Source organism: Xanthomonas sp. NCPPB 901 (genome assembly GCF_056725085.1).
Genome location: NZ_CM161511.1, coordinates 2,910,627 through 2,931,308 on the forward strand (window position 1 = coordinate 2,910,627; position 20,682 = coordinate 2,931,308).

Consider the following 20,682-nt stretch of genomic DNA (forward strand, 5'->3'; position numbering starts at 1 on the left):
GGCTCAGCCCTTGGCCGTCGCGGCGTTCGGCGCGGCGCCGCGTGCCGGCGCGGCCGGCGCCGCGGCACGGCCATGGCCGTCCAGCGCGTCGGTCAGCGCAGTGGCTTCCTGCTCCATCTCGATCACGTAGCCGGCGATGCGGCTCTTGAAATGACGATGGAAGATCAGCGCCGGCACCGCGATGATCATGCCGGTGGCGGTGCACACCAGCGCCTTGCCGATGCCGCCGGCGAGCTGGTTCACGTCGCCCAGGCCATGGTCGAGGATGCCGAGGAACATCTGGATCATGCCGACCACGGTGCCGAGCAGGCCCAGCAGCGGCCCGGCCGAGGCGACCGTGCCCAACGCGTTCAGGTAACGCTCCATGCGGTGCACGACATGCCGGCCGGTGTCCTCGATGCGCTCGCGCACGATCTCGCGCGGGCGATTGCGCACGTCCAAGCCGGCGGCGAGCAGCGCGCCCAGCGGCGAATTGCGCCGCAGCGATTCGATATGGGTGGGGTCGAGCTTGCCGCGCGTGGCCCAGTTGCGCACTTCCTGGCCCAGTCCCGGTGGCAACACCTCGCTACGGCGCAGGCTCCAGAACCGCTCCAGGACGATCGCCAGCGCGACCACGCCCAACAGCAGCAATGGCACCATCGGCCAGCCACCGGCCTTGACCAGTTCCCACACGTCGCAACCCTCCGGCACGCTCGGCCGTTCGTTCACTGGCCGATAGGATAGCAGCCGCCCGCGCCCGCTCCGCCGCGTCCCACAGCCGCGCCCGCCACGGCCGCCGCTCGCGCAGTTGCAGGCCGGCGCGGCCCAGCCAGACGCGCAGCGCACCGCCCTGCGGCGTGCCGACGACCTCGGCGCCAGCCGCCTGCCAACGCGCCACCACGCCCGGATGGGGATGGCCGAAGCGGTTGCCGTAGGCGGCCGACACCAGCACCAGCCGCGCGCCGGTGGCGGCGACGAAGGCCGGCTGCGAGGAATGCGCGCTGCCATGGTGCGGCGCCACCACCACGTCGGCGCGCAGCGCCTGCGGCGCCTCGCGCAGCAGCTTGCGCTCGATCACGTCGCCGATGTCGCCGGCCAGCAACAGCGCACCGTGCGCGGTCTCCACGCGCAGCACGCAACTGGACTCGTTGCGCAGATAGGGAAAGTGCGGCGCCGGATGCAGGAAGCGGAAACGCACGCCATCCCAGTCCCAAGCGTTGCCGGCCACGCAGGGCCGGTCGACCGGCAACGGTGCGCCGGCCGGAGCCTGGACCAGACCGATCGGCAGCGCTGCACGCACCGCGCCGAGCCCGCCGGCGTGATCGTTGTCGGCATGGCTGATCACCGCGCGGTCCAGCCGCGCCACGCCGAGCGCATGCAGCGCCGGCACCACCACGCGCTCGCCGGCATCGTAGCCGTCCTCCACCGCCGGCCCGGTGTCGTACAGCACCTGGTGGTGGGCGGTGCGCACCAGCAACGACAGCCCCTGCCCCACGTCCAGCATCAGCAACTCCACCTCGCCGGGCCGCGGCCGCTCCAGCGGCGGCCACAGCAACGGCAGCCACAGCAGCGCCGCCAGCGGCTTGCCCGGCACCGCACGTGGCAGCAGCAGCCAGAATGCGCCCAGCAGGGCCAGCGGCAACGCCCAGTCGCGCGCCTCCGGCAACCAGCGCAGCGCGAAGCGGCTCTCGCCCAGGGCCACGAACAATGGCCAGGTCAGGTCGAAGCAGGCGGCGGCCGGGCGCCACAGCCAGGCACCCGCGCCGGCATGCAGCGCCTCCAGCGCGGTACCGAGCAGGGCCAGCGGCACCACCACCAGGCTCCACCAGGGAATCGCCAGCAGGTTGGCCAGCGGCCCGACCAACGAGGCCTGCCCGAACAGCATCGTGCTCACCGGCAGCAGGCCGACCGTGGCCACGCCCTGCGCGGTCAAAAAACTGCGCAGCGTCTCGCGCCAGCCGCGGCCGGCGTCGGGCATGCACCAGGCCAGCCAGGCGACGCCGAGAAAGCTCAGCCAGAAGCCGGCCGAGAGCACCGCCAGCGGGTCGCAGAGCAGCATGGCGATCGCCGCCAGCGCCAGTGCGTCGGCGACCCGCACCGGCCGCCGCCACAGCCGTGCCGCCACCACCACCGCGATCATCAGCGCAGTGCGCACGGTCGGCAGGGCCATGCCCGACACCAGGGTGTAGCCGCTGGCGCCGAACAACGCCAGCGCGGCCGCGGCCTGCCGCCGTGGCCACCAGCGCCCCAACCCAGGCCACAACCGCCACAGGCCGCCACCGAGCAGCGCGAAGGCCCCGGCGACCAGGCCGACATGGAAACCGGAAATGGCGATGAGATGGGTCAGCCCGGCAGCGCGCAGGATGCGCCAGTCGCGATCGTCCAGCCTCCGCGTGTCGCCCAGCGCCAGCGCCTGCACATAGCGCGCCGAGGCCTGCGGCACGGCCGCGGCGATGCGTGCGGACATGTCCGCGCGCCAGGCGTCGATGCCCTGCCCCGGCGCCAGTTGCAGTGCCCCATGCGGCGCCACCACATAGCCGCTGGCGCTGATCCGCTGCGCCAGCGCATAGGCCTCGGCGTCGAAGCCGCCAGGATTGCTCAGGCCGCGCGGCGCGCGCAGGCGCACCTGCAGTTGCCAACGCGCGCCGGCACGCAGGGCAGCACGCGGCCCCACCTGCCTGGCGCCGAAGTCGTCGTACCAGGCCAGTTGCAGCAGGCGCCCGCGCAACGGCGCCGGCTGCGTCGCATCGGCATCCACGCGGAACAGGAAGCGGGTGCGGCGGGTTTCCGCCTGCGGCAGTTCCAGCACCTGGCCGCGGACGCCGACCACGCGTTTTTCCCAGTCGGCCGGCAACTGCCGCGCCAGCACCATGCCGGCGACCAGCGCCAGCCAGCCGGCGCCGATCGCGAACGCCCCCAGCCAGCGCCAGCGTGGCGCCGCCACATACAGCAAGGCCCCGGCGAGCAGGATCGCCACGGCCAGCGGCCAGGGCGGCAGGCGCGGCAGCCACAAAGCGGCCAAAACGCCGGCGGCGAGACTGGCGGCAACCGCAGGACAAAACGGCGACACGGCAGGCCAGCACTGGGCGCGGGCGAGCGCAGCTGCGCACGGCTCGGCGTCTGCAGTCCGTTGCATGTGCTGGCCCTCCTTGGCATCGACGGATCGGAAGCAGCGGCACGACATCGCGCGACCTGCACATCTCGCAACGGCATCGCTCTCGCCACACCAGCGTCGCATCGCCTCTCTGCGCAGGCCATCGGTCTACGCCGCGGCGACGGGTCAGAATTTGCCTGACGCCCGAGCGCGCGCCGCGTCACAGTCCTGGCGCAGTTCGCCACAGCTTCATCGCCTTGCGTCTATGGTGCGATGCCCAACGTCGTTTAAGGAGTGCGCGCATGCGCAAGGGCATCGCTCTGATCGTCGGAGTCACTGGCATCTCCGGCTACAACCTCGCCAACGTGCTGGTCGCCGACGGCTGGACCGTCTATGGGCTGGCACGCCGCCCGGTTCAGCAGGACGGCATGATTCCCGTGGCAGCCGATCTGCTCGACCGCGACGCCACCGTGGCCGCGCTGCGCGGGCTGCCGATCACCCACGTGTTCTTCTGCACCTGGACGCGGCGCGACACCGAGAAGGAGAACGTCGCCGCCAACGGCGCGATGCTGCGGCACCTGTGCGAGGGCCTCGACGGCGCGGCGCTGCAGCACATGGCGCTGGTCACCGGCACCAAGCACTACCTGGGCGCGTTCGAGCACTACGGCAGCGGCAAGGCGGAGACGCCGTTCCGCGAGAGCGAACCGCGGCAGCCGGGCGAAAACTTCTACTACACGCTGGAAGACTTGCTGTTCGACGCCGCCGCGCGCCACGGCTTCGGCTGGAGCGTGCATCGCTCGCACACCATGATCGGCCAGGCCAACGGCAGCAATGCGATGAACATGGGCGTGACCCTGGCGGTGTATGCGACGCTGTGCAAGCACACCGGGCAGCCGTTCGTGTTCCCCGGTTCGCGCGCGCAATGGGACAGCCTCACCGACCTCACCGATGCAGGCCTGCTCGGCCGCCAGCTGGCCTGGGCCGCGACCAGCCCGGCCGCACGCAACCAGGCGTTCAACACGGTCAACGGCGACGTGTTCCGCTGGCGCTGGATGTGGGGCGAGATCGCCGCGTTCTTCGGCCTGGACGCTGCCCCCTACCCCGATGCACCGATGCCGCTGCAACCGCGCCTGCAGGACACCGCGCCGGCCCTGTGGCGCGAAATCGCCGAACGCCATGGACTGGTGCAGGCGGACGTGAACCAGCTTGCCTCGTGGTGGCACACCGACGCCGACCTCGGCCGCGAGATCGAATGCGTCAACGACATGACCAAGAGCCGCGACCTGGGCTTCCTCGGCTACTACGACAGCCGCGCCTCGTTCCTGGAACTGTTCACGCGGCTGCGCGCGCAGCGAGTGATTCCCTGAAGGACGAGGCCCGGTCGGGCGCCATCGTTGTGTTGGAAAGGGGCGATCGCGTAGGGGCGCGTCCTGCATGGACGCGCGATGCCACACCGTGGCGCCAGCGCCAGGCACGTTGAAGGCAGACGCTCGAGCAGGAGGAGTCTCGAAGCCGACAGTCAACCAGGCCGGCGATGTGTCCGGCGTCGTTCGTCGCGTCTGAAGCCGCTCCCACAGCGACTATCGCGTGGCCGTCGGGTGCCGTGTGGGAGGGACTTCAGTCCCGACGACGTAGTGCACCGGCTAGCAGGACAGCATCGTGCAGCGTGTTTGCAGTGGCTGCGGCAGGAAGCGTAGTGGCCATGCGCTGACGCATCGCAAGCGCCTCCAGACCCTGGCGCTCGCCGGGCATGTGCATGGTCCGGCGACACGCGATGCGGCGGCGCAGTGCGCCGCCGCCGCGCTCCTTCAGACGTCCGCAGGCGCCAGTTCGCGCAGCTTGCCCTGGTGCAGTTCCAGCACGCGGTCCAGCTTGCGCGCCAGGCTGCGGTCGTGGGTGACCAGGGCCAGGCTGGTGCCCTGCGCCCGGTTGAGTTCGAGCATCAGCGCGAACACGTTGGCCGCGGTCTTGTCGTCGAGGTTGCCGGTCGGCTCGTCGCCGAGCACGCAGGCCGGACGATTGACCAGCGCACGCGCCACCGCCGCGCGCTGGCGCTCGCCACCGGACAGCTCGCCCGGCTTGTGCTCCAGGCGATGGCCCAGGCCCACCGATTCCAGCAGCGCGCGCGCGCGCGCATCGGCGTCCTGGATCGGCGCACCGCCCAGCAGCACCGGCATCATCACGTTCTCCAGCGCGGTGAACTCGGGCAGCAGGTGATGGAACTGGTAGACGAAGCCCAGCGAGCGGTTGCGCAGTTGCCCGCGCGCCGCGTCGGTCAGCGCCGACATGCGCTGCCCGGCCACGTAGACCTCGCCGGAGGTCGGCACGTCGAGGCCGCCGAGCAGGTGCAGCAAGGTGCTCTTGCCGGCGCCGGAGGCGCCGACGATGGCCACGGTCTCGCCCGCCGCCACGCTCAGCTCCAGGCCGTCGAACACCGGCGTGCGCATCTTGCCTTCGGCGTAGGTCTTGGCCAGGCCTTCGGCGCGGATCGCCGCCTCCGCTTGTGGCTTCTGCATTCCCAACTCCCGATTCCCCATTCCCGATTCCCGGCCCTCATTCATAGCGCAGCGCCTCCGCCGGCTGCGTGCGCGCCGCGCGCCAGGCCGGATACAGCGTGGCCAGGAAGCTCATCAGCAACGCCACGATGGTGATCACCATGACGTCGTGCGGCTGCATGTCGGTGGGCAGGCCGGTGATGTAGTAGACGTCCTCCGGCAGCAGCTTGATGTTGAACACCGCCTCGATGCCGGCCAGGATCCGCTCCAGGTTGAGCGTCAGCACGATGCCGCCGATCACCCCGGCGATGGTGCCGATCACGCCGATCAGCGTGCCCTGCACCATGAACACCTGCATCACCCCGCCCGGGCTCAGCCCCAGCGTGCGCAGGATGGCGATGTCGGCCTGCTTGTCGGTCACCAGCATCACCTGCGAGGACACCAGGTTGAACGCGCCCATCGCGATGATCAGCGACAGCAGGATGCCCATCACCGTCTTTTCCATCTTCAGCGACTGGTAGAGGTTGGCGTTCTCCCGGGTCCAGTCGCTGACCATGTACGGGCCGTGCAGGTTCAGCGCCAGGTCGCGCGCCACGTTCCAGGCCTGGTCCATGTCGTACAGCTTCAGGCGCACGCCGGTGACGCCGTCGCCCATGCGCAGCACCCGCTGCAGGTCGGGCATGCTGGTCACCGCCAGGCCGCGGTCGATCTCGTTGTAGCCGGCCTCGAAGATGCCGCTGACGGTGAAGCGCTTGTAGCGCGGCACCATGCCCATCGGGCTGGCCTGCGGCTCGCCGAGCATCACCACCACCTTGTCGCCCACGCCCACGCCCAGCCACAGCGCCAGTTCCTGGCCGAGCAGGATGTTGTAGGAACCGGGAGTCAGGCTGTCGACCGAGCCCTGCTTCATCTTCTGCGCCAGCACCGAGACCTTGGCCTCCTCCTTGGGCAGGATGCCGCGGACGATCGCCGGCTGGTTGCGCTGGCCGGTGAGCAGCGCCTCTTCCTCGACATAGGGCGCGGCGCCGGCCACGCGCTTGTCTCGCATGGCCACGTCCACCGCGTGCTGCCAGTCCTGCATCGGCGCGCCCTGCGCGCTGACCGTGGCGTGCGCGGCCATCTGCAGCAGGCGGTCGCGGATCTCCTTCTGGAAGCCGCTCATCACCGCCAGGGTGGTGATCAGCACGGTCACGCCCAGGGCGATGCCGAGGATCGAGGCCATGGAGATGAAGGAGATGAAGTTGTTGCGGCGCTTGGCGCGCAGATAGCGCAGGCCGATCGCCACGGGTAAGGGTTTGAACATGCGCAGCCACCGTCCAGGGAGGGCTATGGTGCCATTTGCGGCGGCGCAGACGAAGCGGCACGGGCAGCAGCGGCCAGACGCAGTTCACGTCGCGCCGCCGCCGGCAGCGTGTCCGGCCACCACGCCAGGCGCTGCGTGCGCCCCCGCGCGTCGCGCCAGCGCACGAACGCCAGCGGCCCGCGCCAGGCGACCTGCAGGTCACTCACCGCCGCGCCGTCGACGCTGGCCGCGCCGGCACCGGCGGGAAGCAGCAGCGTGCGCGGCGCCCGCCTGGCCTCGCGGCGCAGCAGCCACGCCGCGTACAGCAGCGCCAGCGCGGCCGCCGGCCAGGCCAGGCGCGGCGGCAGGTCGGAGCCGAGCAGCGACAGCGGCGCCAGCGCGCCGAGCAGGGTCAGCGCGGCCAGCAGCCAGCGCGAGGGGCGCCAGTCAAGCCGGCATGGCGCGGATGGAAGCGATGAGATCGGCGGCGCGTGCATCGGGACAGGCCTCGTAGCCCATGAACCAGCGCCACAACTTATCGTCCTCGCAATCGAGCAGGTATAGGAAAACCCCGCGCTCGTCCTCGGACGCCTGCGCCCAGCGCCGGTCCAGGTAGCGGCCGAACAGCTGGTCCAGTTCGCGCATGCCGCGCCGGCAGCGCCAGCGCAGCTTCTTCAGTTCGGTGGTCTCGTCCATCGCATGCGCCCTTGCCTGGGGGCGGCGCCGCATGGCAGCCGCCGAAAACGAACGCGGCACCGAACCCGAAAGCCGGTGCCGCGCGGTCGGCGGGCAGGCCCGCCGCTTGGAACGTACGCCGCTGCGATCAGGCGCGGCGCGCCATCATCAGCTTCTTGATCTCGGCGATCGCCAGCGCCGGGTTCAGCCCCTTCGGGCAGGTCCGCGCGCAGTTCATGATGGTGTGGCAGCGGTACAGCTTGAACGGATCTTCCAGATCGTCCAGGCGCGCACCGGTGTCCTCGTCGCGCGAGTCGATGATCCAGCGGTAGGCCTGCAGCAGGATCGCCGGGCCCAGGTAACGCTCGCCGTTCCACCAGTAGCTCGGGCAGCTGGTCGAGCAGCATGCGCACAGGATGCACTCGTACAGGCCGTCGAGCTTCTTGCGGTCCTCCGGCGACTGCAGCCGCTCGCGGTCCGGCGGCGGCGGCGTCTGGGTGCGGATCCACGGCTTGATCGAGGCGTACTGCGCGTAGAAGTGGGTCAGGTCCGGCACCAGGTCCTTGACCACGCTCATGTGCGGCAGCGGGTAGATCGGCACCTCCTTCTTGCCGCAGTCGCTGATCGCCTTGGTGCAGGCCAGCGTGTTGGTGCCGTCGATGTTCATCGCGCACGACCCGCAGATGCCTTCGCGGCACGAGCGGCGGAAGGTCAGGGTCGGGTCGATCTCGTTCTTGATCTTGATCAGCGCGTCCAGAACCATCGGGCCGCACGCGTCCAGGTCCACCTCGTAGGTGTCGGTCCGCGGGTTGCTGTCGTCGTCCGGATTCCACCGGTAGACCTTGAAGGTCCGCACGTTCTTCGCGCCCTTGGCGGGAAAGTGCTTGCCCTTGCCGATCTTGGAATTCTTGGGGAGGGTGAACTCTGCCATGGCTTTAAAATCCGGGAATGGGGATTGGGGAATGGGGAATGGGAAGCGGGAGCGAAGAGCGCATGCGCTGTTCTCGATTCCCGATTCCCTACTCCCGTTTCCCGGCTGTGGTCAGTAAACGCGCGGCTTCGGCGGCACCACGTCCACGTCCTTGCTGAGCGTGTACATGTGCACCGGGCGATAGTCGAAACTGCACTGGCCCTTGTCGTCGACGGTGACCAGCGTGTGCTTCTGCCAGTTGACGTCGTCGCGGTCGGGGAAATCCTCGTGGGCGTGGGCGCCGCGGCTTTCCTTGCGCTGCTCGGCCGAGTTGATCGTCGCCACCGCGTTGAGCAGCAGGTTGTTCAGCTCGTAGGTCTCGATCAGGTCGGAATTCCACACCAGCGAGCGGTCGGACACCTTCACGTCCTCGAAGCTGGCGAAGATCTCCGCCATCTTGTCCACGCCTTCCTTCAGCGTCTTGCTGGTGCGGAACACCGCCGCGTCGGACTGCATGGTGCGCTGCATCTTGTCGCGGATCACCGAGGTCGGGGTGCTGCCGTTGGCGTTGCGCAGCTTGTCCAGCAGGCCCAGCGCCTTGTCGCAGGCGTCGCCCGGCAGGCCCTTGTGCGGGGCGCCGCTCTTGATCGTCTCGGCGCAGCGGTTGGCCACCGCGCGGCCGAACACCACCAGGTCGAGCAGCGAGTTGGAACCCAGGCGGTTGGCGCCGTGCACCGACACGCAGGCGGCCTCGCCGATGGCGTACAGGCCCGGCACCACCGCATCGGGGTTGTCGCCATCCTTGCGCACCACTTCGCCGTGGTAGTTGGTGGGGATGCCGCCCATGTTGTAGTGCACGGTCGGGATCACCGGGATCGGCTGCTTGTGCACGTCGACGCCGGCGAAGATGCGTGCGCTCTCGGCGATGCCGGGCAGCTTCTCGTCGATCACGCCCGGGCCGAGGTGGGTCAGGTCGAGCAGGATGTGGTCCTTGTGCTCGCCGACGCCGCGGCCTTCGCGGATCTCGATGGTCATCGAACGCGACACCACGTCGCGCGAGGCCAGGTCCTTGTAGTGCGGCGCGTAGCGCTCCATGAAGCGCTCGCCGCTGCTGTTGCGCAGGATGCCGCCTTCGCCGCGCACGCCCTCGGTGATCAGGCAGCCGGCGCCGTAGATGCCGGTCGGGTGGAACTGCACGAACTCCATGTCCTGCATCGGCAGGCCGGCGCGCATCACCAGGCCGCCGCCGTCGCCGGTGCAGGTGTGCGCCGAGGTGGCGCTGAAGTAGGCGCGGCCGTAGCCGCCGGTGGCCAGCACCACGCCGTGGGCGCGGAACAGGTGCAGCGAGCCTTCGGCCATGTCCAGGGCGAGCACGCCGCGGCACACGCCTTCCTCGTCGAAGATCAGGTCGAGCGCGAAGTACTCGATCATGAAGCGCGCGTTGTGCGCCAGCGACTGCTGGTACAGCGTGTGCAGCATGGCGTGGCCGGTACGGTCGGCGGCGGCGCAGGTGCGCTGCGCGGACGGGCCTTCGCCGTACTTGGTGGTCATGCCGCCGAACGGACGCTGGTAGATCTTGCCGTCCTCGGTGCGGCTGAACGGCACGCCGTAGTGCTCCAGCTCGATGATCGCCGGGATCGCCTCGCGGCACATGTACTCGATGGCGTCCTGGTCGCCCAGCCAGTCCGAGCCCTTGATGGTGTCGTAGAAGTGGTAGCGCCAGTCGTCCTCGCCCATGTTGCCGAGCGCGGCGGAAATGCCGCCCTGCGCGGCCACGGTGTGCGAACGGGTCGGGAAGACCTTGGTCAGGCAGACCGTCTGCAGGCCCTTCTGGGCCAGGCCGAAGGTCGCCCGCAGGCCGGCGCCGCCGGCGCCGATGACGACCATGTCGTACTTGTGTTCAGTGATCTTGTAAGCGGACATCGAATCTGAATTCCTGTTCCGGGCGCCGATCAGGCGCTGCCCAGCGCGATGCGGGCGACCGCGAATACACCGACGATCGCGCCGAGCACGGCGACGAACTTCACCGTGGTCTGCAGCGCCAGGGCCAGCAGCGAGTTGTGCACGTAATCTTCGAGAATGACCTGCAGGCCGATCTGCGCATGCCAGAACATCGCGATCAGGAAGCCGACCAGCAACACCGCGTTCCACGGCTTGGCCACGGCCTCGGTGGCGGTGACATAGTCGGCGCCGAGCAGGCTCAGCACGAACACCAGGAACCACACGGTCAGGCCGACCAGCGCAGTGGCGGTGAGCCGCTGCAACACGAAATGCTCGGTGCCGGTCTTGGCCGCGCCCAGGCCGCGGACGTTCTTCAGGGGGGTGCGGTAGCGGCTCATGCGGAAGCTCCGTTGAGGACGTAGGCCCAGATCAGCGCCACGATCACCAGGCTGCCGATCACCGACATCCAGCTGCTGCGCACGAACGCGGGAATGCTGAAGCCATGACCGAAGTCCTGCACGATGTGGCGCAGGCCATTGCACAGGTGGTAGGCGAAGGCCCAGCTCCAGGCGAACAGGAACACCTGTCCGTACCAGGCGCCGGCCATGCCGCGGAAGCAGTTCCAGGAGGCCGGGCCGAGCATCAGCACCAACAGCGCGGCGGCGATGATCAGCGCGCCGACCGACAGCACGATGCCGGTGGCACGGTGCAGGATGGACGTGGCCATCTGGATCTGCCAGCGATAGACCTGCAGATGAGGGGAAAGAGGACGTTCGCGGGTCGCCATGCGCTTGGCTCGTTGTCTCGGCTGGGCGGCGTGCTTAAGGCCGCGTTGGCTCAAAGCTGCTCAAAAATCGATGCAGCGTCCGTTTTTCTCCCAGTCGCCGTAGCGCGTCGGCTCGAGGCCGCCGCGTCCGCCGATCTCCCGCGGCGCAGGCTCGGCCTGCGGAGGGGTGTCCTCGGCGGGCCGCTGCGTTTCGGGATCGGACTCGGGTGTGGGGGTTGGTTGGCCTATCATGCGGGTCTCACAACGCATCGATTTTAGTCCTCCCCTCTCGTGCCTGACAACCTGAATCTCGATCGCGGCGGTTTTTCCGCCTTGCCTCACCTGCAATACGTGGCCCTGGGCGGTCCGGATGCGGTGGCCTTCGCCCATGCGCAGTTCGCCAACGACGTCCAGGCGCTGGCGGTCGGCCGCTGGCAATGGAACGCCTGGCTCACCGCCAAGGGCCGGGTGATCGCGGTGTTCGCGCTGCTGCGCCAGGCCGACGACGCCCTGCTGATGCTGCTGCCCGATGGCGGTGCCGAGGACCTGGCGGCGGCGCTGGGCCGCTTCGTGTTCCGGCGCAAGCTGCGCATCACCGCCGAGGACACGCTGCATGCGTTCGGCTGCCTGAGCCTACCGGAGCAGGCCCGGGGCGCGGCGTGGGCGCGCGATGAGGCCGGCGTGATCGAACTGGACATGGGCGGCGCCGGCCTGCCGCGCACGCTGCGCCTGGTGCCGGCGGCGGATGCGCCGGCGGCCGAGCCGGCGCTGGCGGCGGCCTGGCGCGCGGCCGACCTGCGCCTGGGCCTGGCCCGGCTCGCGCCGAGCCAGCGCGAACAGTGGACGCCGCAGCAACTGGGCCTGGACCGGCTGCACGCCTTCAGCGTCAAGAAAGGCTGCTACCCCGGCCAGGAAATCGTCGCCCGCACCCATTTCCTGGGCAAGGCCAAGCGCGCGGTGCAGTTGCTGGAGGTGGAAGCCGAGGTCCCTGCCGACGCGGCGGTGCTGCGCGACGGCCAGCCGTTCGGCAGCGTGGTCAGCGTCGCCGGCACCCTGGCATTGGCGGTACTGCCGCTGGACGACGCGCCGCCCAGCGGCCTGCAGATCGACGGCCACGCCGCGCACTGGCAGCCACTGGTCGACGGCCTGGCGCGCTGAACGCGCCTGCGCCTGGCGTGTCGCTATTGCGATTCCCGGTTCCCGGTTCCCGATTCCCGGCTCTCCAGGCGCACCCCACTCTCGGCATCGAAGAAGTGCAGCGCGTCGCCGCGCACCGCCACCCGCAGGCGCTCGCCCAGGCCCGGCAGCGCGCGCGGCGCCACCCGCATCACCAGCGGCTGCGCGCCATGGCTCAGATTGACGAAGATCTCGTTGCCGACCGGCTCGATCACCTCGATGGTGGCGTCGAAGCCACCCTGCGCCGCGTCGCTGGGCTGCAGATGCTCCGGGCGCACGCCGATCGCCAGCTCCCGGCCCAGCCACTGCGGCGCGACCTGCGCGACCTGCGCGCCCGGCAGCGGCACCCGGCCGCCGTCGTCCAGTTGCAGCTGCAGGCCACCGTCCTCGACCAGCCGCCCGCGCAGCACGTTCATCGCCGGGCTGCCGAGGAAGCCGGCCACGAACAGGTTGGCCGGGCGGTCGTACAGCGCCATCGGCGTGTCGATCTGCTGGATCAGCCCGTCCTTGAGCACGACGATGCGCTGGCCCAGGGTCATCGCCTCGACCTGGTCGTGGGTGACGTAGATCATAGTGGTGCCGAGCTTGCGGTGCAGTTGCGCGATCTCGGTGCGCACCGAATGGCGCAGCTTGGCGTCCAGGTTGGACAGCGGCTCGTCGAGCAGGAACACCGCCGGCTCGCGTACCAGCGCGCGGCCCAGCGCCACGCGCTGGCGCTGGCCGCCGGACATGGCGCGCGGCAGCTTGTCCAGCATCGGGGTCAGACCCAGGGTGTCGGCAGCGGCGGCCACGCGCTGGCGGATGACCTCCTTGCTCTCGCCACGCAGCTTGAGCCCGAACGCCAGATTCTCGGCCACGGTCATGTGCGGGTACAGCGCATAGCTCTGGAACACCATGGCGATGTCGCGGTCCTTCGGCGCCACCTCGTTGACCACGCGCTCGCCGATGCGCAGCTCGCCGCCGCTGATCTCCTCCAGGCCGGCGATCATCCGCAGCAGCGTGGACTTGCCGCAGCCCGACGGCCCGACCAGCACCATCAGTTCGCCGTCGGCCACTTCGAAGCTGGCCCCGTGCACGGCGACCTGGCCGTTGTCGTAGACCTTGCGGATGTTGTCCAGTTGTACTTTCGCCATGTATCCGGTTTCCGGCAGGAGGAACGGGCTGCCGCCGGTCCCTCCCGAAGGCAGTGCATACGAATTCGCGTCGCATCGTGCCTGCGCACAGGCAACAATGCAGCGCGATGCGGTATTCTGCCATGTAACCGTTTTCACGGGGCAACATCGAGCCTGGGAGGGCACGCAATGCGATCCGCCAGCCGCCGATCCGGCGCGCCGTCGTCATCCGGCCTGCAGTACGAGGCATCGGAGAGGTATGCTCAGAGGTCTGGCAGTCGTATTCATCTCCTGGATCGTGCGTTCCCGCCTGGCGGCCATCCCGCCTCATGCCCTCGCCCGAACCGGCCGGATACAGGCCGTTCCCGCCGTACGCTTTCCCACGCCACGTCCCTACTAGCCCCCAGGTGATCGACGACATGTCACCCGAAACCGAAACCCGGTCGATGCACGATACTTTCCTGCTGTTCGGCGCCACCGGCGATCTGGCCCAGCGCTATCTGTTCCCCTCGCTGCTGCGCATGCTCGACGACGGCTTCCTGCCGGAAGACTTCCGCATCCGCGCGCTGGCGCTGTCGCCGCACGACACCGCCAAGTTCCACGAGATCCTCAAGCCGCGCCTGCAGGCGGCGATGCCGCAGATCGGCGAATCCATCGTGCAGGCGCTGCTGGCGCGCATCGACTACCGCTCGGTGGACCTGCGCGATCCCGAATCGGTGGCCGCGGCCGTGCGCGACCTGACCACGCGCCGCTGCGTGAGCTACCTGGCGATCCCGCCGGGGCTGTACATCAGCACCTGCCAGGGCCTGGCCCTGGGCGGGGCGCTGGCCGCGCCGCACCGGCTGATGCTGGAGAAGCCGATCGGCCACGATTCGGAGAGCGCCCGCGAGATCGTGCAGGCGATCGGCGCGCTGATCGACGAGGACCGCGTGTTCCGCCTGGACCACTACCTGGGCAAGGCCGCGGTGCAGAACCTGATCGCGCTGCGCTTCGGCAACACGCTGCTGGAAGCGGTGTGGAACCGCACCTACATCGAGTCGGTGGACATCCTGGTCGCCGAGAGCGAGGGCGTGGACGGCCGCGATGCCTACTACGCGCGCTCCGGCGCGCTGCGCGACATGGTGCAGAGCCATATCCTGCAGTTGCTGTGCCTGGTGGCGATGGAGCCGCCGGCGTCGCTGGAAGCCGACCGCATCCGCGACGAGAAGGTCAAGGTGCTGCGCGCGCTGCGTCCGCTGAGCGCAGAGCATGCCGCCCGCGACAGCGTGCGCGGGCGCTACACCGCCGGCACCGTCAACGGCCAGCCGGCGCAGGCCTACCAGCCGCCGGAAGGCAGCGACGTGGAAACCTTCGCCGCGGTCACCGCCTACATCGACAACTGGCGCTGGGCCGGCGTGCCGTTCCGGCTGTGTACCGGCAAGCGCCTGGCCGAGCGCTCCACCCGCGTGGTGGTCACGCTCAAGCCGGTCACCCACTGGCTGTTCGAGCGCCCGACCGCGCAGCAGGCCGCGCCGAACCGGCTGACCTTCCAGCTGCAGCCGCAGGAGAACATCGAACTGGGGCTGATGAGCAGCCTGGCCGGCCCGGAATGGGGCGCGCTGGAACTGCAGCCGCTGGAACTGGAACTGTCGGTGCCCACCGGCCTGCACCGGCGCATCGCCTACGAGCGGCTGATGCTCGACGCGCTCAACGGCAACCACGCGCTGTTCGTGCGCGACGACGAGGTGCGCGCCGCCTGGGCCTGGATCGACAGCGTCAGCGCCGCCTGGGCGCAGGCGCAGTTGCCGTTGCTGCCCTACCCGGCCGGCAGCTGGGGGCCGCAGGAAGCGCAGGCCTACGTGTCCTGCGATCACGCCGGCGCCGCGCCGCGGGTCGCCCCGTGAGCGCGCCGCAACGCCCGGTGCTGGTCGCCGACATCGGCGGCACCAATGCCCGCTTCGCCCTGGCCGACCTCGACGCCTCGGTGCCGCTGCTCGACGACAGCACCCAGACCTACGCGGTGGTGGAGTTCCCCTCGCTGGGCGACGCCGCCCGCCATTACCTGGAGCAGACCGGGGTGGACGCGCGCAGCGGCACCTTCGCGGTCGCCGGCCGCGTCGACGGCGACGAGGCGCGCATCACCAACCATCCCTGGGTGATCTCGCGGGCGCGCACCCGCGCCATGCTCGGCTTCGACGAACTGCACCTGATCAACGACTTCGCCGCGCAGGCGATGGCGATCAGCCTGCTGCGGCCGCAGGACGTGGTCCAGGTCGGCGGCGCCAGCTGGACGCCGTCGGCGATCGAGGTGCCGCGCAACTACGGCGTGATCGGTCCCGGCACCGGCCTGGGCGTGGGCGGCCTGCTGGTGCGCGGCGGGCGCTGCTTTCCGCTGGAGACCGAGGGCGGCCATGTCAGCTTCCCGCCGGGCACGCCGGAGGAGATCCGCATCCTGGAACTGCTGTCGCAGCAGTTCGGCCGCGTCTCCAACGAGCGCCTGATCTGCGGCCCCGGCCTGGTCAACATCCACCGCGCGCTCAGCGAGATGGCCGGCGACGATCCGGGCCCGCTGCAGCCGGAGGACATCACCGCGCGCGCCGCGCACGGCGACTACCGGGCGATGCGCACGGTGGACGTGTTCTGCGCCGTGTTCGGCGCCATCGCCGGCGACCTGGTGCTGATGCAGGGCGCCTGGGACGGCGTGTTCCTGACCGGCGGGCTGGTGCCGAAGATGCTCGACGCGATCCAGCATTCCGGGTTCCGCCAGCGCTTCGAGCACAAGGGCCGGTTTTCGTCGATCATGGCGCGGGTGCCGTCGCTGGCGGTGACCCACCCCCGTCCCGGCCTGCTCGGCGCCGCCGCCTACGCGGTGGACGCCGCGCGGCAATCCCCAGGAGCCATTGCATGAGCCCCACGCTGTCCGACCGCATCACGCTGATCCGCTACGACGATCCGGACGAATGGATCGACGCGGCGGCGGCCGAGATCGGCACCGCGCTGCGCGAGGAGATCCAGCGGCGCGGCGGCGCGCGCCTGCTGCTGTCCGGCGGCACCACCCCGGCGCCGGTGTACCAGGCGCTGGCCGAGCTGCCGCTGGACTGGTCGAAGCTGGAAGTCGGCCTGGTCGACGAGCGCTGGCTGTCGCCGCAGGACAGCGACAGCAACGCCTACCTGGTCCGGCACAGCCTGCTGGACCGCGCCGAGGAAGCGCGCTTCGAACCGCTGGTGCGGGTCGGCAAGCCGCTGCAGGATTGCGTGCACGCCGCCAACTTGCACGCGCAGCACGCCCCCGCCGCCTGCATGGCGGTGCTGGGCATGGGCGGCGACGGCCACACCGCCTCGCTGTTCCCGGGCGCCACCGACCTGAACAAGGCCCTGGCCAACCCGCTGCCCTACGCCGCGCTCGACGCCACCGGCTGCCCCGGCGCCAACACCTGGCCGCTGCGCATCACCCTGACTCCGGCCGGCCTGGCGCCGATCGGCCAGCGCATGCTGCTGCTGCGCGGCAAGCAGAAGCTGGAGGTGCTGGAGCGCGCCCTGGCCGGCACCGATCCGCACGAATACCCGATCCGCGTGGCCTTCGATACGCCTGGCGCGCGCCTGCGCGTGCATTGGTGCGAGTGAGGCGGGGATTGGGGATTGGTGATTAGGGATTCGCAACGGCTGCGCGCTGACGCTTTTCCGCTCTTCCGATTCCCCTTGCCGATTCCCGCTCTTCCGATTCCCGATTCCCGTTTCCCGATTCCCCCCTTCATAGCCACTTCCGCCAATGAGCCTGCATCCAACCCTCCACGCGATCACCGAACGCATCCGTGAGCGCAGTGCGCCGTCGCGGCGCGCCTACCTGGCCGGCATCGATGCCGCGCTGCGCGACGGCCCGTTCCGCAGCCGCCTGAGCTGCGGCAACCTCGCCCACGGCTTCGCCGCCTGCGGCCCCACCGACAAGAGCCGGCTGGAAGGCGGGATCACCCCCAACCTGGGCATCATCACCGCCTACAACGACATGCTCTCGGCGCACCAGCCGTTCGAGCACTACCCGGAGATCATCCGCAGCACCGCGCGCGCGCTCGGCGCCACCGCGCAGGTCGCCGGCGGCGTGCCGGCGATGTGCGACGGCGTGACCCAGGGTCGGCCGGGCATGGAGCTGTCGCTGTTCTCGCGCGACGTGATCGCCCAGGCCACCGCGATCGGCCTGAGCCACGACATGTTCGACACCAGCCTGTACCTGGGCGTGTGCGACAAGATCGTGCCCGGCCTGCTGATCGGCGCGCTGGCCTTCGGCCACCTGCCGGCGGTGTTCGTGCCGGCCGGGCCGATGACCCCGGGCATCCCCAACAAGCAGAAGGCCGAGGTGCGCGAGCGCTACGCCGCCGGCCAGGCCACCCGCGAGGAACTGCTGGCCGCCGAATCGGCGTCCTACCACGCCCCCGGCACCTGCACCTTCTACGGCACCGCCAACTCCAACCAGGTGCTGCTGGAAGCGATGGGCGTGCAGTTGCCCGGCGCCTCCTTCGTCAACCCCGGCACCCCGCTGCGCGAGGCGCTGACCCAGCAGGCGACCGAGCGCGCGCTGCGCATCACCGCGCTGGGCACCGACTTCCGCCCGCTGGGCCGGTTGATCGACGAGCGCGCCATCGTCAACGCCGTGGTCGCGCTGATGGCCACCGGCGGTTCCACCAACCACACCATCCACTGGCTGGCGGTGGCGCGCGCGGCCGGCATCGTGCTGACCTGGGACGACCTGGACGCGCTGTCACAGCTGGTGCCGCTGCTGGCGCGGGTGTATCCGAACGGCGAGGCCGACGTGAACCACTTCGCCGCCGCCGGCGGCATCGGCTTCGTGTTCCGCGAACTGATGGACGCCGGGCTGATGCACGACGACCTGGCCACCATCGTGCCCGGCGGCATGCGCGCCTACGGCGACGAGCCGTGCCTGCAGGACGGCAAGCTGGCCTACGTGCCGAGCCCGGCCAAGAGCGCCGACGAGGCGGTGGTGCGCCCGGCGTCCAACCCGTTCGAGGCGCAGGGCGGCCTGCGCCTGCTGCGCGGCAACCTCGGCCGCTCGCTGATCAAGCTGTCGGCGGTGAAGCCGCAGTTCCGCACCATCGAAGCCCCGGCCGTGGTGATCGACGCGCCGCAGGCGCTGAACAAGCTGCATGCCGCCGGCGCGCTGCCGCACGACTTCGTGGTGGTGCTGCGCTACCAGGGGCCGCGGGCCAACGGCATGCCTGAACTGCATTCGCTGGCGCCGCTGCTGGGCCTGCTGCAGAACCAGGGCCGGCGCGTGGCGCTGGTCACCGACGGGCGCCTGTCCGGCGCCTCGGGCAAGTTCCCCGCGGCCATCCACGTGACCCCGGAAGCGGCGCGCGGCGGCCCGCTGGCGCGGGTGCGCGAAGGCGACATCGTGCGCCTGGACGGCGAGGCCGGCACCCTGGAAGTGCTGGTCGACGCCGCCGAGTGGGCGGCACGCCCGCTGGCGCCGAACACCGCGCCGGCCGCGCACGACCTGGGCCGCAACCTGTTCGGGCTCAACCGCCGCATGGTCGGCCCCGCCGACCAGGGCGCGCTGTCGATCTCCTGCGGCCCGCCGGCCGCCGACGGCGACCTGTGGAACTACGACGCCGAGTACGACCTGGGCCGCGATGCCGAAGCCGCCGCCGCGCCGCACGAGGCCAAGGACGCCTGACCGGCGCCGCCGCTCGCCCTCCCCTGTCCCGGCCGTGCGCGGCCGGGGCCTCGCCCCCTCGCAACCGAGACACTCATGACCATCGCCGAACACCAGACCAAGGCCGAACAACTGCTGCGCGCGGCCGGCATCCTGCCCGTCGTCACCGTCCACAGCCTGGAGGAGGCCCGCCGCGTGTCGGCCGCGCTGCTCGAAGGCGGACTGCCGGCGATCGAACTGACCCTGCGCACCCCGGTGGCGATGGAAGCGCTGGCGATGCTCAAGCGCGAACTGCCGGACATCGTGATCGGCGCCGGTACCGTGCTCACCGCCACCCAGCTGCAGCAGTCGATCGACGCCGGCGCCGACTTCATCGTCACCCCGGGCACCACCCCGACCCTGGCCGACGCGCTGGCGCAGGCGCCGCTGCCGGTGGTGCCGGGCGCGGCCACCCCGAGCGAACTGCTGGCGCTGATGGAACGCGGTTTCCGCGTGTGCAAGCTGTTCCCCGCCTCCGCCGTCGGCGGCCTGGCGATGCTCAAGGGCCTGGCCGGCCCCCTGGCCGAACTCAAGCTGTGCCCCACCGGCGGCATCGGCGAAAGCACCGCCGCCGAGTACCTGGCGCAACCCAACGTGGTCTGCATCGGCGGCTCGTGGATGGTGCCCAAGGACTGGCTGGCCGACGGCGCCTGGGACAAGGTGCGCGAGAGCTCGGCGAAGGCGGCGGCGATTGTGGCGGCGGCGCGGTAGCGCTTAGCCGGGAATGGGGATTGGGGAATGGGGAATCGTTAACAGCCAGAACCTCGGCTCTCACGACTCAAGACTCCAGAAACAAAAATCGCCGGCATGCCGGCGATTTTTGTTTGCTGTTGGGATTCCTGCCCTCCCAATTTCCTGCCTTACTGTCGGACGTGTCTACATCGTGGCTAGTGGATGGTGCATGAGAGCGCTGCGGAAGCGGAAGCAATCGCAATAACGTCGACCTAGATTTGGAAACGGGATTCGAAAAAGTAAAGTGCGCTCCCAGCGCCTTCTACAAAAATGGCAATATCAAGCCGCAACGACATAGTGGAGCTTGAACCCTTTTTTCAGAAAGCAGGTTAACCACCGACACCGCACCATCAGCTCATCCTAGCGCTTTTTTGCCGCGAACTGTTGAGCATACGCGGCCGGCGTCACGCCACCCAGGATATTCTTCGGTCGTTCCTCGATGTATTCCCGCCGTCAGGTTTCAATCTCGGTGCGGGCGTGCAGCAATGTCGAGAACCAATGCTCATTGAGACATTCGTAGTAAAAACGGCCGTTGAAGCTTTCGATTTAGGCGTTCTGATTGAGCTTGCCTGGCTGGATCAGGCGTATCTAAACACCTCGCTTGTGGACAAGCGATTTAAGGGACTGAGGCTTAGGGTCACAGGGACCGTTACTGAGTAGCCCGCCCTGTACCGGCGCTCACCTATCCTGGCCCGTGAAGGCACGGGGATACACGACCGGCCCGTGACTTTGCTGAACCCCATCCCGCAAGGACGAACTGGTCGGTTTGCGCACTGGACAGCCGGTCACGCTCGATTGCTTGAGCAACGGCATGTCTCAAGCACGCCATTGCTGAAA

Annotated in this window: 19 protein-coding genes and 1 pseudogene; 7 read left to right on the top strand and 13 right to left on the bottom strand. The window is 69.8% G+C overall.

Translation table 11 applies throughout. The annotated features are described in order from the left end of the window. Positions 1-3 precede the first annotated feature (3 nt). Both AC1PME_RS12215 and AC1PME_RS12220 read right to left on the bottom strand, forming a co-directional pair. Complete coding sequence (locus AC1PME_RS12215; protein WP_481098109.1) at positions 4-672, bottom strand: MotA/TolQ/ExbB proton channel family protein; 669 nt, start codon at positions 670-672, stop codon at positions 4-6. After that, on the bottom strand, positions 566-3,049 hold the full coding sequence (locus AC1PME_RS12220) for a DNA internalization-related competence protein ComEC/Rec2 (RefSeq protein ID WP_481096007.1): 2,484 nt from the start codon (positions 3,047-3,049) through the stop codon (positions 566-568). Before AC1PME_RS12220 ends, AC1PME_RS12215 begins: the two co-directional genes overlap by 107 nt. A 326-nt stretch (positions 3,050-3,375) precedes the next feature. On the opposite strand from AC1PME_RS12220, the gene AC1PME_RS12225 reads away from it, so the two are divergent. After that, positions 3,376-4,440: an SDR family oxidoreductase gene (locus AC1PME_RS12225; RefSeq protein WP_481096008.1), complete on the top strand. Its 1,065-nt coding sequence runs from the start codon at positions 3,376-3,378 to the stop codon at positions 4,438-4,440. 441 nt (positions 4,441-4,881) lie between these two features. On the opposite strand, the gene lolD is transcribed toward AC1PME_RS12225, so the two are convergent. The 9 genes from lolD to AC1PME_RS12270 form a co-directional block, all read right to left on the bottom strand. After that, entirely contained in the window at positions 4,882-5,589 is a 708-nt protein-coding gene (gene lolD, locus AC1PME_RS12230; protein ID WP_429002419.1) for a lipoprotein-releasing ABC transporter ATP-binding protein LolD, read from the bottom strand. Positions 5,590-5,626: 37 nt separating this feature from the next. Next, on the bottom strand, positions 5,627-6,871 hold the full coding sequence (locus AC1PME_RS12235) for a lipoprotein-releasing ABC transporter permease subunit (protein ID WP_254458278.1): 1,245 nt from the start codon (positions 6,869-6,871) through the stop codon (positions 5,627-5,629). A gap of 23 nt (positions 6,872-6,894) precedes the next feature. Further along, positions 6,895-7,347: a hypothetical protein gene (locus AC1PME_RS12240; protein ID WP_307550936.1), complete on the bottom strand. Its 453-nt coding sequence runs from the start codon at positions 7,345-7,347 to the stop codon at positions 6,895-6,897. After that, positions 7,298-7,546 (bottom strand): FAD assembly factor SdhE, encoded by a 249-nt coding sequence (locus tag AC1PME_RS12245; protein ID WP_160947372.1) that lies wholly within the window; start codon positions 7,544-7,546, stop codon positions 7,298-7,300. The genes AC1PME_RS12240 and AC1PME_RS12245 overlap by 50 nt, the downstream gene beginning before the upstream one ends. A 127-nt stretch (positions 7,547-7,673) precedes the next feature. Next, positions 7,674-8,456: a succinate dehydrogenase iron-sulfur subunit gene (locus AC1PME_RS12250; protein WP_017908442.1), complete on the bottom strand. Its 783-nt coding sequence runs from the start codon at positions 8,454-8,456 to the stop codon at positions 7,674-7,676. 111 nt (positions 8,457-8,567) lie between these two features. Then, the gene (gene sdhA, locus AC1PME_RS12255; protein ID WP_481096009.1) at positions 8,568-10,358 is read right to left on the bottom strand and encodes a succinate dehydrogenase flavoprotein subunit; all 1,791 of its coding nucleotides are present in this window, start codon (positions 10,356-10,358) and stop codon (positions 8,568-8,570) included. A gap of 29 nt (positions 10,359-10,387) precedes the next feature. After that, the gene (gene sdhD, locus AC1PME_RS12260; RefSeq protein ID WP_254458282.1) at positions 10,388-10,774 is read right to left on the bottom strand and encodes a succinate dehydrogenase, hydrophobic membrane anchor protein; all 387 of its coding nucleotides are present in this window, start codon (positions 10,772-10,774) and stop codon (positions 10,388-10,390) included. Beyond that, positions 10,771-11,163 carry a succinate dehydrogenase, cytochrome b556 subunit gene (gene sdhC, locus AC1PME_RS12265; RefSeq protein ID WP_254458283.1) on the bottom strand — a complete coding sequence of 131 codons (393 nt, stop codon included), beginning with the start codon at positions 11,161-11,163 and terminating at the stop codon, positions 10,771-10,773. Before sdhC ends, sdhD begins: the two co-directional genes overlap by 4 nt. Positions 11,164-11,223: 60 nt before the next feature. Then, positions 11,224-11,532, bottom strand: coding sequence for a DUF1674 domain-containing protein (locus AC1PME_RS12270; RefSeq protein ID WP_307550945.1), 309 nt, complete (start codon positions 11,530-11,532; stop codon positions 11,224-11,226). On the opposite strand from AC1PME_RS12270, the gene ygfZ reads away from it, so the two are divergent. Next, positions 11,434-12,300 carry a CAF17-like 4Fe-4S cluster assembly/insertion protein YgfZ gene (gene ygfZ, locus AC1PME_RS12275; RefSeq protein WP_481096010.1) on the top strand — a complete coding sequence of 289 codons (867 nt, stop codon included), beginning with the start codon at positions 11,434-11,436 and terminating at the stop codon, positions 12,298-12,300. The genes AC1PME_RS12270 and ygfZ overlap by 99 nt on opposite strands. 23 nt (positions 12,301-12,323) lie before the next feature. Here ygfZ and AC1PME_RS12280 read toward each other — a convergent pair whose 3' ends face one another. Further along, the gene (locus AC1PME_RS12280; protein WP_481096011.1) at positions 12,324-13,451 is read right to left on the bottom strand and encodes an ABC transporter ATP-binding protein; all 1,128 of its coding nucleotides are present in this window, start codon (positions 13,449-13,451) and stop codon (positions 12,324-12,326) included. Positions 13,452-13,876: 425 nt separating this feature from the next. Between AC1PME_RS12280 and zwf the strand changes: the two genes are divergently transcribed. From zwf to AC1PME_RS12305, 5 genes are all read left to right on the top strand, one after another. After that, positions 13,877-15,313 carry a glucose-6-phosphate dehydrogenase gene (gene zwf / locus AC1PME_RS12285; RefSeq protein ID WP_343237517.1) on the top strand — a complete coding sequence of 479 codons (1,437 nt, stop codon included), beginning with the start codon at positions 13,877-13,879 and terminating at the stop codon, positions 15,311-15,313. Continuing rightward, positions 15,310-16,317 (top strand): glucokinase, encoded by a 1,008-nt coding sequence (glk, locus tag AC1PME_RS12290; protein ID WP_254458287.1) that lies wholly within the window; start codon positions 15,310-15,312, stop codon positions 16,315-16,317. The genes zwf and glk overlap by 4 nt, the downstream gene beginning before the upstream one ends. Then, entirely contained in the window at positions 16,314-17,033 is a 720-nt protein-coding gene (gene pgl, locus AC1PME_RS12295; protein ID WP_254458288.1) for a 6-phosphogluconolactonase, read from the top strand. Before glk ends, pgl begins: the two co-directional genes overlap by 4 nt. A 145-nt stretch (positions 17,034-17,178) precedes the next feature. Continuing rightward, the gene (gene edd, locus AC1PME_RS12300; protein ID WP_254458289.1) at positions 17,179-19,095 is read left to right on the top strand and encodes a phosphogluconate dehydratase; all 1,917 of its coding nucleotides are present in this window, start codon (positions 17,179-17,181) and stop codon (positions 19,093-19,095) included. 75 nt (positions 19,096-19,170) lie between these two features. Beyond that, positions 19,171-19,824, top strand: a complete 654-nt coding sequence (locus tag AC1PME_RS12305) for a bifunctional 4-hydroxy-2-oxoglutarate aldolase/2-dehydro-3-deoxy-phosphogluconate aldolase (RefSeq protein WP_254458290.1) — start codon at positions 19,171-19,173, stop codon at positions 19,822-19,824. Between the two features lie 381 nt (positions 19,825-20,205). Here the strand turns inward: AC1PME_RS12305 and AC1PME_RS12310 are convergent. Next, a pseudogene (locus AC1PME_RS12310) lies at positions 20,206-20,433 on the bottom strand (integrase core domain-containing protein); the annotation flags it as partial. Between the last annotated feature and the right edge of the window lie 249 nt (positions 20,434-20,682).